Here is a 12,453-nt window from a genome sequence, read left to right as displayed (position 1 = left end):
GCAGGCTCTTGGTGATGGCTCTTGGTAATGGCTCAGAACGAAGCGGTCAGGCTGGTGTACAGGGTGCGCCCGGGTTCGTTGTAGGTGGCGGCGCCGGCCCCGGCAATATTGTTCACGCCCTGGGCATTGCCTTCACGGAACAGGCGTTTGTCGAACAGGTTGTCGACCCCGGCGGTCAGGCTCAGGTTGCGGGTCAGGGCGTAGGTGCCGCTGACCCCGGCAATGGCGTACGGCGCCAGTTGCTGGGTGGCGCTGCCGGTGACGCGGTCGCCGTGGTAGTCGTATTTCTTCGGCGTCTGCTGGCCGTACCAGGCCACGGTCGCCTGCAGCGACAGGTCCTGGGTGGCCTGCCAGTCGAGCATCGAGTTGAGGGTGTAGCGCGGGGTCACCGAGAGGTAGTCGCCGGTTTCCTTGTTCTTCGATTGCAGCATGTAGGTGAAGTTGTTGTTCCAGGTCAGCTGGCTGGCCAACGGAATGGTCAGGGTGCCTTCCAGGCCTTCCACCAGGGCCTTGGGCACGTTTTCCCACTGGTAGATCGCCGAGTTGCGGTAAGCGCCGCTGCCGCCGCTGGCATGGCTCACCGGGGCCAGGCCGGATTCCACCTTGTTCTTGTAGTCGTTGCGGAAGTAGGTCAGGCCGGCCACCCAGCCGTCGGCCTTGTATTCCAGGCCCAGTTCCTTGTTGACGCTGGTTTCCGCCTTGAGCTTGTCGTTGCCCTGCAGGTAGCAGCTGGTGCTCTGGCCGTAGCAACCCTGGCCGCGGCTGTAGAGCAGGTAGTCGGAGTTCAGCTGGTACAGGTTCGGCGCTTTGTAGGCGCGGGCGATGCCGGCCTTGAGGGTCAGGGTGTCGCTCAGGGCGTGGGACAGGTTGAGGGACGGGCTCCAGTTGTCGCCGACGATGCTGTGGTGGTCCAAACGCAGGCCGGGGGTGAGCATGGTGCCCGGCTGCAGTTCGATGTTGTCTTCGGCGAACAGCGAGAAGATCTGCGCGCTGGACTGGGTGCTGCGGTTGCTTGAGCTCAGGCCGCCCACGGCGCCGCCTTCGCTGGTGCTCTGGGTGTTGGCGCTGGGGTCGTCGAGCTTTTGCTGGGACCATTCGCTGCCCAGGGTCAGGGTCTGCTCGAAGCCGGCGCGCAGGGGCAGGTTGACCTCGCCATGGGCGGTCAGGTCGCGCAGCACCGCGGTGTAGAACTCGCTGTTGCTGAAGATGCCTTCGGTGCCGCCGGCCAGGCCTTCGTTGATCCGCGTGTTGCGGGTCTTTTCGTATTGCAGGTAGGCCATGGAACTGCCGAAGTCCCATTCGCCACGATGGGTCACCGAATAGGTCTCGCGGTAGCTGCGGTTGGTCTCGTGGCCCAGCAGGTTTTTCACCGTGCTGTTGCTGTTGGTGTTCTGGGTATCGCCGGTGTAGATGTTGCCCTGGCGGCTGAAGCCGGCTTCGAAGTCCAGGCTCTGGTCCGGGGTCAGGTGCCAGCTCAAGAGGCCGTTGAGGTCCTTGTTGCGTACCCCTTCGCGGCCGGCGGGCAGGGTGCCGACCTGGTTGCCGGTGCGCAGGGATTCATGGCCGGCGTTGATGTCGGCGTCGTCGGAATCGGTCTTGGCCACGTTGCCGTAGACCCGGTAGCTCAAGCTGTCGGTCAGCGGGCCGTTGAGGCCGAAGCTCATGCGTTGGGTGGCGCCTTCGTCCTTGTGGGTCGGGAACGAGCTGTAGATCGTCGCGTTGCCGTGGGTCTGGATGCCGGCCTGCTTGGTGATGATGTTGATCACCCCGCCAGCGGCGCCGTTGCCGTAGCGGGCCGCCGCCGGGCCGCGGATCACTTCGATGCGTTCGACCTGGTCGGCCGGTACCCAGTTGGTGTCGCCGCGGCTGTCACGCTCGCCGCGCCAGCCGTAGCGCACCGAGTTGCGGCTGCCCACCGGCTTGCCGTCCACCAGGATCAGGGTGTTTTCCGGGCCCATGCCGCGGATGTCGATCTGCCGGTTATTGCCGCGCTGGCCGCTGGTGGAGTTACCGGTGAGGTTGACCCCGGGCATGGTGCGGATGATCTGCGACAGGTCGTTGGCCGGCGGGCGCTTCTGGATGTCCTCGGCGGTGATCACAGAGACCCCCGGTGCCTGCTTGGTTTCTTCCTTGGCGGTGGCGATGACGCTCTGGGGTTCCAGCTCCAGGACCGGCTGGGTCGAGCCTTCATTGGCAGCCTGCACGGCCTGGCTGAGCAGGCAGCAGGTGGACAGCAGGAAGGGGGCGAAAGGACGCATCGAGCGCATGGACATCGGTGATCTCCGGGACAGAGGCAGAAACAGAAGATCACGAATGATAATGACTGCTATTTGCGAGTAAAGCGCATTAACTTTCTAAACACTTCCAGGTCGGTACGAGGTTCTGTCAGGGAGCCGGGCGCGCTTGTGCCGGGCCTAGGCGGCGGGCAGCAGCAGGTGCATGCACAGCCCGGGTTGGCCGTTGCTGGCCCAGATCCGCCCCTGGTGCAGCTCCACGGCGCGCCGGGCGATGGCCAGGCCCAGGCCGAAGCCGTCGCCCTGGGCCGAGTCCAGGCGCTGGTAGGGCTGGAAGATGCGTTGCAGGTCCTGTTCGGCAACCCCTGGTCCCTGGTCTTCCAGGCACAGGTGCCAATAGGCGCCTTCGCGCCAGCCGCGCAGGCTCACCCGGCCGCCGGCGGGGGAGTAGCGGATGGCGTTGCGCAGCAGGTTCTCCAGGGCCTGGGCGATGCTGTCCAGGTGCACCTGGACCCGGCACTCGGCGTCCAGCAGGCAGGGCAGGCGCTCGGCGTCCCAGGCGCTTTCGAAGCAGGCGTCCTGGCGCAGGGCTTCCCAGATCGACAGCACCTGCACCGCTTCGGTAGGCAGTTGCGGGCGCTCGGTGTCGAGCCAGGCCAGGTCCAGGGTGTCTTCCAGCAGGCGCTGCATGTCGGCGATTTCCCGGTCCAGGCGCTGGCGCAACTGCTCCGGCGGCAACCGGCTGTCATGGGCGATGCGCAACCGCGCCAGGGGCGTGCGCAGCTCATGGGACAGCGTGCGCAGCAACAGGCGCTGCTGGGCCAGGCTCTGGCGCAGGCGCTCGGCCATGTGCTCGAAGGCCAGGGCCAGTTCCCCCAGTTCGTCGTGGCGGTTCACCAGGGGCGTGCCCAGGCCCTGGCTTTCCAGGTCGTCGGCGCGCAAGGCATCGGCGCGGTCGCGCAGGCGGTTCAACGGCAGCACCAGGTGGCGGTAGAGCAACAGGCCGAGCAGGGCGGCCAGCAGGGTCGGCACCACGCCATGGCTGAGCAGGTGGGTCCAGGGCGTCAGGCCGCTGGGCAGCAGGCGTTCGGGCAGTTGCAGCACCAGCCGGCCTTGCTCCGGGTGCTCGGGGAATTCGATGCTGACGTAGGGCAAGTCGTCCTGCAGGCGCCGGCTCATGGGCCAGTCGAGCTTGCGCATGAAGGTCAGGTGGCTGGCTTCCTCGGCGGTCAGCGGCGTGCTGCCCAGGCTCTGCAGGCGATCGCCGATCACCGCGACCCAGGTGTCTTCCCGGGTTGCCAGTTGTCGCTGGAACTCATCGACCGCAGCCACGCCGCCCTGGCGCCAGGCGTGCTCGGCCTGCTGGGCGTAGCTGGCCAGGTACTGGCGGTCGGCGGGGTCGAGAAAATAGGTGCTGCGCTCGGCCGACAGGCCCCAGGTCCAGATGATCCAGGTCAGCAGCAGGCAGAAGCCGATCTGCAACAGCGCCAGTTTCCACAGTAGGGGGTGACGGCGCATCAGTGGCGTTCCGCTTCCACCAGGATGTAGCCCGCGCCGCGCACCGCCTGGATCTGCAGGTGCTGCACCCCAAGGTCGGCGAGTTTGCGCCGCAGGTTGCATACGTGCACATCCAGGCCACGATCGAGCCTCGTGTAGATGCGGTGCAGTACGTGCTGATAGAGAAACGGCTTGCTCAGGGTTTCCCCGGGGTGCTCGCGCAGGGTCACCAGCAGCCGGTATTCCGAGCCGGTCAGGCCCGCTGCGCGGCCCTGGTGCAGTACGTCCTGGGCCTGTTCGTTGAAGCTGAGGATCGGGTCCTGGCGCGTGGCCTGCAGCTGTTGCACCCGGGCCATGCGCCGCAGCAGGGCGTCGGCGCGGGCGTCCAGTTCGGCCAGGCTGAAGGGCTTGGGCAGGTAGTCGTCGGCGCCTCGGGTAAAGCCGGTGATGCGGTCCTGCTCGGCGCCCAGGGCCGACATCAGCATCACCGGCGTGCCCTGTTCCTGGCGCAGGGTTTCCAGCAGGGCCAGGCCGTCCATGCCCGGCAGCATGATGTCCAGCAGCACCAGGTCGAAGTGGCCGGCGCGCACCGCGGCCAGCCCCTGGCGGCCGTCGGTGCAGGTGGTGACGGTAAAGCCGCGCTGGCGGAAATGCAGGTCCAGGTCGTCGCGCAGTCGGGCGTCGTCTTCCACGAGGAGCAGGTTGGGGGTCATGGGGCAGAGCACTTGAATGGAAATATTTAATGAGAACGTTTTACATTTGCGAATATTGCAGCAATGCCCTTGGCTATGCAATTGCCATGATGGGCGGGCATGACCGGGATCAACTGAACAGTAAGTTGAATATTCAACAAGGTGTTGATATTTTTCCTGGCCGTTCACCTTGGTAGTCACCCATGAACCGATCTTGCGCTTCCCTGCTTGCCGAACGTCAGCTGGTGCTGCAGGTGCTGCACAGCACTTTGCAGATGCTGGGCAGCGTGGTGGGCCGGCATGTGGAGATTGTCCTGCATGACCTTGACCGTCCCGAGTGCTCGATCGTCGCCATCGCCAATGGTCATGTCACCGGGCGCCGGGTAGGCGACCCGGTGCTGGTCGGGCCGCGCCAGGACCTGGGTTTTGCCGCGGTGCGACGCGCCCTGCAAGACCGCTCCGCGGCGACCCCGCTGGTGCTGGAAAACTACCCGACCCTGGCCCCCGACGGCCGCGAGCTGCGCAGTTCCACGGTGATCTTTCGCGACAGCAGCGGGCAGCCCTTCGCCAGCCTGTGCAGCAACAGCGACCTGAGTGGTATCGCCGCCGCTCATGCCTGCCTCGGGCAGTTGCTGGGCCTGGGCAGCGCGCCTGCGCCGCGCCGCGACGAAGCCCCCGACATGGAACAGTTGCTGGCCCAGATCATCCAGGGCGCCTGCCCGGGAAACGGGGCGCGCATGAGCAAGCAACACAAGCTCGACGCCGTGCGCCAGATGCAGGAGCGCGGGGTGTTCATCGTCAAGGGCGGGATCGAAAAGGCCGCCGCGGCCCTGGGGGTGACCCGCTACACCATCTACAACTACCTGGAACAGATCCGCGCCCAAGGCGCCGAGGAATGACCGCGATGCAGCTCGATATCTTTCAAGTGGATGCCTTTACCTCCCACGTCTTCGGTGGCAACCCGGCGGCGGTGTGCCCCCTGGATGCCTGGTTGCCGGACGAGGTCCTGCAGCGCATCGCCCTGGAGAACAACCTGTCGGAAACCGCCTATTTCGTGCCCCGGGGCGAAGTCTTCGAACTGCGCTGGTTCACCCCCGCGGTGGAGGTCGACCTGTGCGGGCACGCCACCCTGGCGGCGGCCTGGGTGCTGTTCGAGCAGTTGGGCGAGCGCCGCGACGTGCTGCGCTTTGCCACCCGCAGCGGCGAGTTGCGTGTGAGCCGCGAGGGCGGCCTGCTGTCCATGGACTTTCCCGCCAAGCAGCCCGAAGCCGTGGCGATTCCCCCGGCCTTGCTGCAAGCCCTGGGGTTGCCGGCGGCCGAGGCCCTGTACCGCACCGACGATTACCTGCTGGTGGTGGACGACGAATCTCTGGTGGAGGCGCTCAAGCCCGATTTCGCCGCACTGGCCGCCTTCGATGTGCGCGGCATCGCCGTGACGGCGCCGTCCCGGGCATTCGATTTCGTCTCGCGCTGGTTCGGCCCGCGGGTCGGGGTCAATGAAGACCCGGTCACCGGTTCTGCCCATACCTCCCTGGCGCCTTACTGGGCCGCGCGCCTGGGCAAGCGCCAGTTGCGGGCGCAACAGGGCGGGGCGCGCAAGGGCCAGTTGCAGTGCCAGGTGCTGGACAACGGGCGGGTGATCATCAGCGGCTACGGCGCCTTGTACCTCAAGGGCAGTATTTTCCTCTGAACCGGCTGTGGCGCCGCTCTGCCATGCAGGCCTGGTGCCTGCAGGCGGATTTGTCTCGGCGGTGCCGGCGGGAGTAGAGTCGCGTTTTTTTCGCCTGCTCAGGATGCTCCAGACCATGCAACGGACGCGCACCTTGCCCCGCCTTTCCACCTCACCGCTGTTGGCCTTGCTCCTGGGCTTGAGTGCCGGCGCTGCCCAGGCAGCGAGCCTCAGCCAGAGCCTGCTGGAGTGCCAGCCGAGCTTTTTCAAGGCCCTGTACCAGCAGCGCGCCGAGCTCGGGCAGGTGGTGAAACTGGCGGAGAATCAGCGCCAGGGCATCGCCTGGATTCCGGTGGCGGAGCGCCGCGACAGCGCCACCGCGCTGATGGCGTTTTCCCGGCCGCTGCTGGATCAGGGCCTGCCCCTGACCGCCTACTACGACCGCCAGTTCGACCTGGGCGAGCAGGGCACCTTTCACTTCTGGGGCTTTGAAATCGATGCCAGCCGCGAGGCCGTCATGGCCGCGCTGCCCCAGGCCGGTTGGCAGGAGACTGGCGAATACTTCGTCTCCCGGCCGCAGATCAAACTCAACGCCGCGGCCCCCTGGCAGGACAACCCGGCCGCCGCTTCGGGCATCGCCCCGGCGCCGGGCTCCGCGGAAAAGATCCTCATGCTCAGCCAGGAAGACGGCAAGACCCGTTTGCTCTGCTCGCTGCAGGGCACTGTCGATCAGCCATTGCTGGAGCAGGAGCGGCCGGACCTGGCCCAGGGAGCGGGCCGATGAACAAGCTGTCGAGCTTGAGCGCGGCGCTTTTGCTCGCCGGTTGCGCGCATTCGGGTACCCCCGGGGAGGCCCCGGCGCCGCAGCGTCCGGACGGCATGTTCAAGGTGCTGGAAAGCCCGGAACTGGCCACCTACTTTGCCGCCAACTCGCTGGCCCTCTACCAGAACAATCCGAACCTGCGGCAGTTCTATCTGGTCAACAACTACGCCAAGCCTGCTGCGCTGGGCGGTGGCAAGCCGCCGATCTACAGCTCCCGCGCGACCCGGGTGATCAACTGCGAGAAGGATGAGTCGGCGCAGTTCGGCCGGGTGTACTTCTCCGAGCCCTTCGCCCAGGGCGTGGAGGTCATGCGCAAGGAAGATCTTGCGCAATGGGCCGCCTTTCCCCGTCAATCGTTGATCGGGGAGCTGCGCAACATGGCCTGCGCGGTCGATCCGACCCGGCTCAAGCTGGCTCCGGCACCGAGTCGGTGAGCGGTGTCAGCCGGGCCTGTTGTTCAGCCCGGCCAGGCCATGATCAGCATGGGCGGTGGCCTGCCTGATTGAAGCGCGCGCCGCACGCCGCCCAGGCGGCGTTCTGTCCAACTGTTGAGTACCAAGGAAGTTTCGATGCTGGAAAGCAACCGCACCATCACCCTCTCTGGCGAGCAGGCGCTGCAGGCCCTGGCGGAGCTGGAGTTCGTCTTGATCTCGTTGCACAAGATGGGCGCCTACTACATGGATAAACCCGTGGCCGACTACCAGCGCGCCACCACCGATTTCATCGATAACCAGCAGGTCACCCAGCGCCTGGCCCAGGTGCGCAGGATTCTCAGCGAACCCTTCGACCGTACCCTGGGGGAGGACGACATGGACGACATCGAGCGCCATGTGGAGGGGCTCGAACTGTGGCGGCCCGAGTAGCAGGGCGAGGGCTGCCCGCCGATTTATCAAGGAACCTGCCATGTCCAGAATAAGCATCGCCGCCGCGACTCCCAGCACTGACCTGGCGCTGGTCAAGTTTCTCCATCAGCGCCTGGGCCTGTCCCTGAGCGTTGCCCAGGGCTATCTGCGCCGTGGCGCCGAGGGTTTCTTCTACAGCGCCAAGCTGTTTCACAACGACCATGTGGAACGTGAGCAGGAACTGCGCGACATCCTCGCCTTCTGCAACAACGCCCAGGTGCCGCTACTGATTGTCGAAAGCGACCCCGATGAGCAATGGAACGGTGTTGCGCCCGAAGCGCTGGAGGACTGCGCGATGCCCCAGGAGCACTTGTTCAATCTGCTCCAGGCCTATGAAGAGGACTATCAATAAGGCCCGGGAGCGGGCCTGTAGCGCCCAACCGAATGCGAGGTTTTCCTAAAGTTCTGGGCGCCGGGGTCGAGACGTTGGTGCTGTCCGTCCCTCAATAAGGATATTTCGTGTTCAGAACCCTCCTCAGGGCCACCGCCCTTGTCGCCACCCTGGCGCTGACCGGCTGTGTGTCCTACAACGTCACCGGCCCCCTGGGCGCACCGCTGCATCCCGCGCCTGCCAGCAGCCCGCGCACCGCGCAAATCGCCGATGTGCAGGTTTCCGCCGCCGGTATCGACGAAGCCACCCGTACCGCCATCAGCCGCTCCCTGACCGCCCAGCTGACGCCCTACGTCAAGAGCGCCGGCTACTTCCAGCAACTCAGCGAATTTCCTACCCGCCTGGGGGAAAACGACGTGGTGCTGAAGTTCAACATGACCTCCCTCAAGGGCCATCGCGGGCCGCACCCGGGCTATGTACCGGGGGCTCTGCTGACCCTGACGCTGTGGATCTGGGTCAATGGCCCGATCTACGTCGACAGCTTCGACCTGGCCGGTGATCTGTCGATCGTCGATCGCGACGGCAAGGAACTGGCCAGCGCCAGGGAGCAGCTCAAGTTCGAGCGCAATGTCGGTCTCTATGGGCGCGAATACTGGGCCCCGACCCAGGGCGCCAAGCAGCTCAACGAGCTGGTTGCCAAATTGCTCGACAACGCCACCGCCCGGTTGGCGCACTAGGATCAAGGAGCGTCACATGTTCGGTTCCATCAAGCACGTACTGGTGCTGGCCGCGGTACTGCTGAGCGGCTGCGTGTCCTATTCGCAACACGAACTGGCACCGGTCACGGCCTGGCCACCCACCGCCCAGGCGGAGCAACACAAACCCACGGCCTTCGTGCGCACCACCGCGATGAACCAGGTCAATGGCGGCCCGGCCAATGCTGCCGCCGGCGCCCCGGCCGCCGCCTGGGAAGCGGCGGTGGCCGATACCTACCGCCAGTCCGGGCGCTTTGCCCGGGTCAGCACCGACAAGGTCGAGTCGGACCTGTACGCCGAAGCCACCCTGTACAACAACGAGCAGTTCAGCATGGCCTCGGCCATCATCACCGGCGCCACCTTCTTCATCATCCCGTCCACGGCGAAGAACACCTTCACCCTGGAGACGGTGTTCAAGGACAAGGACGGCAAGGAACTGGGGCGGATTCGCAAGAGCGAGTCGGTGCGCACCTGGATGCAACTGCTGCTGATCGTGGCGATTCCTTTCCAGGCGGATACCCGCGACGTGGTCCAGCAACTGGCCCGCAGCACCCTGGATGAAGCGGTGCAACGCCAGTTGCTGTAACCCCCGCGCAGCACCTGATGGCAGGCATGAAAACGCCGCTGGCCCGGGTAGGGCCAGCGGCGTTTCTCATGGGCCGGGCCAGCAGCGGAACCAATATTCTCATGCCACTGCACTGGCCAGAGCCCGGCGTAGTTGATCTTGTAGTAATTGATTATTTTTGTGTTTATTAAGTAAAAGTTGATTGTCGCCTAACTATAAGTTCGCTATCGAATAGGTTTTTTCAAGTAGTGGCTGGATTTAAATTTGATTTGTGCTAGCGAGTGAGGGCAGGTCGGAGTGTTGAAGTAAAGTTGATCTCATGTGGAAAAGGCTTTAGAGGTAAGTCTTAATATTTATATATCGAGATGCTGGCTGAATGCCGCTTGCTGACTATAGTGGTGTTGTGACTAGGCAAGATGTCCACGTTGCCTCTAACTAATGTGTCTACGGCGCGAAGGTCAGTATAAGGGTCAGGAGTGATCCAGGGAGTTAGTTATGATGCGTCTCAAATGGTTAAGCCTGATTGCCTTGGGAGTAGGAGTTGCTGGTTGTTCCGGACCCGGGTCGGTCATGGAGCCTTATGAGTCGGCATTGCAACTGGATAGCACCAATGCAAAAAACTTCCATTCCAGCCTGTATTTTCCATCCGGAACCGCCTTGCATTACCCAGGGTATGTCGTGGCCATTGAAAAAAGCCCACAGGCCATCGTCGGCGGCCCCAAGGCTAATCCCCAGGTCAGCTTCGTACGGAGCGGCCAATACATCAGCGCGGAAGAACCAAGCCGCTGGGGAACACCAAGTCAGATCAGGAGATTTCAGGAAAGTGACTCTAAGGCGATGTTCATTTCGCACATCATAAAAAACTCGATAGCCAAGGACACCGCCGGGGCAAGTGATCCTTATCTTTCAAAGAATCATTGCTTTGTATATAACGCTTACGCGGCAAAGCAATTATCACTCGTCAAAAAGAACTATGATCTGGCGAAAATAAGTGACTGGCATGCCTGCTCAATATCCACCAACCTGGACAAGGTGGATGCCCATGCCTATCAGTTTTACGATTATGGAAAGTATGCGCTGCTATCGCTGGAAAATAATTTGACCCAGGACCTTCGGCAAGGTAATTACACCCATGTTCTGGTGATTGTCATGGGCTGGAACACTGCCCAACAAGAAGCAATACGAAATTTCAATGACTTGGCTGGTAACTTGATGGCCGCTTCTTTGGAAGCGGCCAAGGGACAGCAAGAAAGTCCGATCGACAGGACGCTGGCAATCAAACCGCTGGTCGATGATCAGGTGACTGGTCACTTCCGCCCCTTGGTCATTGGCGTGACCTGGCCGTCTTATTGGTCCAACTCCTTCGGCAACGTATTCAGCTATTCAAATAAGGCCAATGATGCGGACGAAGTAGGCTTGTCCTGGCTGAACAAGATGCTCAACGAAACCATTCCGCGCAGCCTGGCGGCCTCTGGCAGCAAGGCCAGGGTTGTTGCGCTAGGCCACAGTTTCGGGGCGCGCGCCATGACTCGCGCGGTGTTCAGTTCACCGGCCCTGGTGCCTCTTGGCAGTCAGTTCCCCGATCAGCCGATGGTCACCAGCCCGGTTGATCTGGCCGTTGGCTTGCAAGGGGCGATGAGCATCAACCGTTTTGCCCCGGACCTCGGACGTGAAGGCGCTCCCTATCGGGACTACGGGCATCTTCAAAAGACCAAGGTGGTGCTGACTGCAGCCACCAACGATTCGGCGACCGGCGCCCCCTTTATCGTCTGGACCGATCCTGCCGGATCGATCGGCTCATACCACAAGGCCTGCGATACGACCGACCCCCAGTACCAGCGCATATTCGAGTGCATGACGGCTTCTGACACATCCGCAGTTCCAGGAGGTCGGTTCGAAGTCTGCAAGCACGGTCAGCAAGGCTGCGCCGAGCCGTTCAAGAGCACCGGCCCGGACAGAAAAGTGGCCTATATCGACGCTTCTAACGGTATTACCGAATTCAACTCGCCGGGATCCGGAGGAGGGGCCCACAGCGATATCTACCGCCTACCGATGGGCCGTTTGCTGTGGAAACTGATTGAGGAATATGCGCCTACCCAATGATCTGAGGGCCTTACTACTACCCTGTTGAAGCGCACCCAGCTTTGCAGGCATGGCGCACACCATGCCTGCTTAAAACGGGAATGGACCTTTGATCAGACTTTCACGGCCTGGAGTAGTGAAGCGGCTCGTGAAGCGCAGAAGGTTGCATCATCGCGCCAAGTCACCATGAGCTGGCCTAGAGTTAAATCGGTGATGGCCGGCAATGAGTACCAATGACCATTCAAGTGAAGTTGGATGTCCTGTCGTGGAATGGTCAGGCAGGGGGGATCGCAAATGATGTATCGACACTCTTGATCGTTTTGGGTCCCATCGGCAAAGCTTGTTCGCCCTGTCAACGCCGCGGTGTCTTTTTTATAGCGAGCCAGAAAGCACAGGAGCATCCAATGTTTGTAAGGCGAGATCAGCCCTGAGGCAGCCTCAATGCACTCCTTATGGTGCGAGGCAATCTTCGTTTGTGCATAGGGGAATGGGCTGTAGTAGTAGAACACGTACACCAGACCATGGACGGCTGCGTAATTTTTCAGCGCTTCGTTCATCGTCAGGTCTTGGGAATGACCTCCTCCCTGGTTGCGGCAGGGTATGGTGAATTCGCTTGAGAAGTATCGCGTCCATTGGTCAGCCGCTTCTGTTCGGTAATAGAAGTCCTCGTCGGGCTCATGATCGCAAGTTGGCAAGCCGGACAGATATTCCTCCAATGTCGGTGGGGCGGCGGGTGCGGGAATGTCCTGCGGCTGCGGCTGCGCTGGCGCATTCCGGCTGAAAAGTCTCTTGATGCATTTGAACATGAGCATTATCCGTCCTTGGCTGGCAGACTTCCCCGAGCGTGAAGTCTGCCTTTTTTTGCCCCTTAGGGCCCCCGTGGTGCTTCTGCTGGCGTCAGCC

The 12,453-nt window shown here is 62.8% G+C and carries 13 protein-coding genes; 9 read left to right on the top strand and 4 right to left on the bottom strand.

All coding sequences use genetic code 11. The annotated features are described in order from the left end of the window. Positions 1-32: 32 nt before the first annotated feature. The 3 genes from M2395_RS07615 to M2395_RS07605 all read right to left on the bottom strand — a co-directional run bounded on the left by M2395_RS07615 (position 33) and on the right by M2395_RS07605 (position 4,444). Entirely contained in the window at positions 33-2,267 is a 2,235-nt protein-coding gene (locus M2395_RS07615; protein WP_374046143.1) for a TonB-dependent siderophore receptor, read from the bottom strand. Between the two features lie 147 nt (positions 2,268-2,414). Continuing rightward, a complete protein-coding gene (locus M2395_RS07610; protein ID WP_123430910.1) occupies positions 2,415-3,752 on the bottom strand; it encodes a sensor histidine kinase in 1,338 nt (445 codons plus the stop codon). After that, entirely contained in the window at positions 3,752-4,444 is a 693-nt protein-coding gene (locus tag M2395_RS07605) for a response regulator transcription factor (protein ID WP_123430909.1), read from the bottom strand. Before M2395_RS07605 ends, M2395_RS07610 begins: the two co-directional genes overlap by 1 nt. 182 nt (positions 4,445-4,626) lie before the next feature. Between M2395_RS07605 and M2395_RS07600 the strand changes: the two genes are divergently transcribed. The 9 genes from M2395_RS07600 to M2395_RS07560 all read left to right on the top strand — a co-directional run bounded on the left by M2395_RS07600 (position 4,627) and on the right by M2395_RS07560 (position 11,571). Next, entirely contained in the window at positions 4,627-5,322 is a 696-nt protein-coding gene (locus tag M2395_RS07600; protein ID WP_011060962.1) for a transcriptional regulator, read from the top strand. Between the two features lie 5 nt (positions 5,323-5,327). Continuing rightward, positions 5,328-6,113 (top strand): PhzF family phenazine biosynthesis protein, encoded by a 786-nt coding sequence (locus tag M2395_RS07595; protein ID WP_123431040.1) that lies wholly within the window; start codon positions 5,328-5,330, stop codon positions 6,111-6,113. 115 nt (positions 6,114-6,228) lie between these two features. After that, on the top strand, positions 6,229-6,876 hold the full coding sequence (locus tag M2395_RS07590; protein ID WP_053158042.1) for a hypothetical protein: 648 nt from the start codon (positions 6,229-6,231) through the stop codon (positions 6,874-6,876). Then, positions 6,873-7,349 carry a surface-adhesin E family protein gene (locus M2395_RS07585; protein ID WP_015635370.1) on the top strand — a complete coding sequence of 159 codons (477 nt, stop codon included), beginning with the start codon at positions 6,873-6,875 and terminating at the stop codon, positions 7,347-7,349. Before M2395_RS07590 ends, M2395_RS07585 begins: the two co-directional genes overlap by 4 nt. 135 nt (positions 7,350-7,484) lie before the next feature. Beyond that, a complete protein-coding gene (locus tag M2395_RS07580; protein ID WP_011060967.1) occupies positions 7,485-7,778 on the top strand; it encodes a hypothetical protein in 294 nt (97 codons plus the stop codon). Positions 7,779-7,818: 40 nt separating this feature from the next. Further along, entirely contained in the window at positions 7,819-8,169 is a 351-nt protein-coding gene (locus tag M2395_RS07575) for a hypothetical protein (RefSeq protein WP_053158044.1), read from the top strand. A gap of 107 nt (positions 8,170-8,276) precedes the next feature. Further along, the gene (locus tag M2395_RS07570) at positions 8,277-8,885 is read left to right on the top strand and encodes a hypothetical protein (RefSeq protein ID WP_041752195.1); all 609 of its coding nucleotides are present in this window, start codon (positions 8,277-8,279) and stop codon (positions 8,883-8,885) included. Positions 8,886-8,901: 16 nt separating this feature from the next. Further along, the gene (locus tag M2395_RS07565) at positions 8,902-9,489 is read left to right on the top strand and encodes a hypothetical protein (protein ID WP_053158049.1); all 588 of its coding nucleotides are present in this window, start codon (positions 8,902-8,904) and stop codon (positions 9,487-9,489) included. Positions 9,490-9,963: 474 nt separating this feature from the next. Beyond that, complete coding sequence (locus M2395_RS07560; protein ID WP_123430908.1) at positions 9,964-11,571, top strand: alpha/beta hydrolase; 1,608 nt, start codon at positions 9,964-9,966, stop codon at positions 11,569-11,571. Positions 11,572-11,663: 92 nt separating this feature from the next. Here M2395_RS07560 and M2395_RS07555 read toward each other — a convergent pair whose 3' ends face one another. Next, on the bottom strand, positions 11,664-12,362 hold the full coding sequence (locus M2395_RS07555) for a hypothetical protein (protein WP_053158053.1): 699 nt from the start codon (positions 12,360-12,362) through the stop codon (positions 11,664-11,666). Positions 12,363-12,453: the final 91 nt, after the last annotated feature.

The sequence above is a fragment of the Pseudomonas sp. BIGb0176 genome, from assembly GCF_024810175.1.
In the GTDB taxonomy this organism is placed as follows: domain Bacteria; phylum Pseudomonadota; class Gammaproteobacteria; order Pseudomonadales; family Pseudomonadaceae; genus Aquipseudomonas; species Aquipseudomonas protegens.
Note: the sequence above shows the minus strand (reverse complement) of the source record. Positions and strands in the feature narration are given on the sequence as shown.

Coding starts and splice junctions, on each gene's coding strand:
- M2395_RS07595 (WP_123431040.1), top strand. CDS start 5,328: ATGCAGCTCGATATCTTTCAAGTGGATGCCTTTACCTCCCACGTCTTC.
- M2395_RS07555 (WP_053158053.1), bottom strand. CDS start 12,362: ATGCTCATGTTCAAATGCATCAAGAGACTTTTCAGCCGGAATGCGCCA.
- M2395_RS07590 (WP_053158042.1), top strand. CDS start 6,229: ATGCAACGGACGCGCACCTTGCCCCGCCTTTCCACCTCACCGCTGTTG.
- M2395_RS07560 (WP_123430908.1), top strand. CDS start 9,964: ATGATGCGTCTCAAATGGTTAAGCCTGATTGCCTTGGGAGTAGGAGTT.
- M2395_RS07610 (WP_123430910.1), bottom strand. CDS start 3,752: ATGCGCCGTCACCCCCTACTGTGGAAACTGGCGCTGTTGCAGATCGGC.
- M2395_RS07615 (WP_374046143.1), bottom strand. CDS start 2,267: ATGCGCTCGATGCGTCCTTTCGCCCCCTTCCTGCTGTCCACCTGCTGC.
- M2395_RS07580 (WP_011060967.1), top strand. CDS start 7,485: ATGCTGGAAAGCAACCGCACCATCACCCTCTCTGGCGAGCAGGCGCTG.
- M2395_RS07585 (WP_015635370.1), top strand. CDS start 6,873: ATGAACAAGCTGTCGAGCTTGAGCGCGGCGCTTTTGCTCGCCGGTTGC.
- M2395_RS07565 (WP_053158049.1), top strand. CDS start 8,902: ATGTTCGGTTCCATCAAGCACGTACTGGTGCTGGCCGCGGTACTGCTG.
- M2395_RS07600 (WP_011060962.1), top strand. CDS start 4,627: ATGAACCGATCTTGCGCTTCCCTGCTTGCCGAACGTCAGCTGGTGCTG.
- M2395_RS07605 (WP_123430909.1), bottom strand. CDS start 4,444: ATGACCCCCAACCTGCTCCTCGTGGAAGACGACGCCCGACTGCGCGAC.
- M2395_RS07575 (WP_053158044.1), top strand. CDS start 7,819: ATGTCCAGAATAAGCATCGCCGCCGCGACTCCCAGCACTGACCTGGCG.